Genomic DNA, 1,246 nt, shown 5'->3' with positions numbered 1-1,246 from the left:
TCAGGGCAGAGCTGCCCGCCACCGCGTTCGGGGGCCGGGCCGGCCGGGGAGTCCGGCGGCCCGGCGTTCGGGGGGTGCGGTCCGGCCGGTCGTCAGAACCGGGCGATCACGTACCGGTCGACGGTGTCCTCGTCGAGCTCGAAGCCCAGGCCGGGCCCGGTCGGGACGACCAGCGCGCCGTCGGTGAACTTCGGCGGGTTGACCAGGATGTTCTCCCGGATCGGGTTGGGCAGCCGGTTGTACTCGTAGGTGCGCAGGTTCGGGGTGGCCGCGCAGAGCTGCAGGGCCGCGCAGAGGCTGACGCCGGAGCCGACCCCGTGCGGGGCGATGTCCACGTGGAACGCGGAGGCGAGCGCGGACAGCCGCATGGCCTCGGTGATGCCGCCGCAGCGGGCGACGTTCGGCATGAAGACGTCGATCGCGCGGTGCAGCAGCGAGTCCCGCAGGTCGAAGCGGGTGAAGTGGGTCTCGCCGTTGACGACCGTCAGGCCGGTCCGGCGGCGCAGCTCGGCGAGGTTGGCGAGGTCGTCCACCTGGAGCGGCTCCTCGTACCAGGAGATGCCGAGGTCGGCGAGGACGGCGCCGACCCGGGTGGCCTCGTCGAGGTCGTAGGCGCAGTTGACGTCGGTGAGGATCTCGATGCCGTCGCCGACGGCGGCGCGGACGGCGGTGAGGTGGGCGCGGTCGGTGCGCTCGCCGCGGCCGATCTTGACCTTGAGGGCCTTGAAGCCGTCGTCGACGAAGCCGAGGGCCTGCCGGGCGGAGTCCTCGGGGTCGGCGTGCAGGGCGACCGGGCTGGCGTAGCAGTCGACGGTCTCGCGGACGGGGCCGCCGAGGAGGCGGTGGACGGGGACGCCGGCGAGCTTGCCGCGGAGGTCCCACAGGGCGAGGTCGACGCCGGCCATCGCTTCGAGGTAGAAGCCGCGGTTGTGGCCGCCGGCGGCCTGGCCCTTGAACAGCCGCTCCCAGATCGCGCCGGTGGCCAGCGCGTCCTGGCCGATGAGCAGCGGCGCCAGGACGGTCGCGACGACGGTGGCGGTGACCTGCGGGCTCGGCAGGCCGTACGCCTCGCCGATGCCGACCGAGCCGTCCTCGGTGTGGACCTTGACGAGGGTCGCGTACTGGCCCCGGCGGGGCAGCACCAGGTGGCTGGAGGCCGGGTACCGCAGCCAGTCCGGCACGTCCTCGGGCGAGTCGTACAGGTCGTCGAAGCTGGCGGACAGGGCTACGGCCTCGACCTTGGTGA

Annotated in this window: 1 protein-coding gene; it reads right to left on the bottom strand. The window is 73.5% G+C overall.

Features of this window, described 5'->3' with window-relative positions; genetic code table 11:
* Positions 1–92: 92 nt before the first annotated feature.
* Positions 93–1,246 (bottom strand): mandelate racemase/muconate lactonizing enzyme family protein (locus PUR56_RS06125; protein WP_329874321.1); only part of this gene is annotated, 1,154 nt, incomplete at its 5' end.

Origin of the sequence: Streptomyces sp. BE303 (genome assembly GCF_036290945.1) — a bacterium.
In the GTDB taxonomy this organism is placed as follows: Bacteria; Actinomycetota; Actinomycetes; order Streptomycetales; family Streptomycetaceae; genus Kitasatospora.
The sequence above is the reverse complement of the archived record's forward strand: the minus strand, read 5'-3'. Positions and strand labels throughout refer to the sequence as shown.